Source organism: Clostridioides sp. ES-S-0001-03 (assembly GCF_020676075.1).
Lineage (GTDB): Bacteria > Bacillota > Clostridia > Peptostreptococcales > Peptostreptococcaceae > Clostridioides.
Genome location: NZ_JACVWJ010000043.1, coordinates 1 through 355, shown reverse-complemented (window position 1 = coordinate 355; position 355 = coordinate 1). Strand labels below are relative to the sequence as shown.

General features: G+C 38.0%; 1 tRNA gene. It reads left to right on the top strand.

From position 1 onward, the window contains the following. Nucleotides 1-27 precede the first annotated feature (27 nt). Nucleotides 28-103: transfer RNA gene (locus IC174_RS20835), tRNA-Ala, on the top strand. Nucleotides 104-355: the final 252 nt, after the last annotated feature.

The following is a 355-nucleotide window of genomic DNA, read 5'->3' as shown; positions in this document are numbered from 1 at the left end:
TGAAAGTTCTTTATGAACTTCATATTTGGGGGTGTAGCTCAGTTGGGAGAGCACTTGCCTTGCAAGCAAGGGGTCAGGAGTTCGACTCTCCTCATCTCCACCATTAAGAGTATATTACTTAAATCTTCGATTTATCTAGTAGCCTCTTACATGCACTTTTAGCTTATCTTTAGACAAGCTATGTGCGTTAGCACTTTAAGCAACGGAATAAACTGAACACATGTGAAGTTTGTTTGTTGGCGACGTGTACTAGCACTTTAAGCAACGAGATTTATTCGTTGGCGCTGTGCGTTAGCACTTTGAAAACTGCATATATATATTTAGTGATATGACATCTAATTTGTAATATATAAAG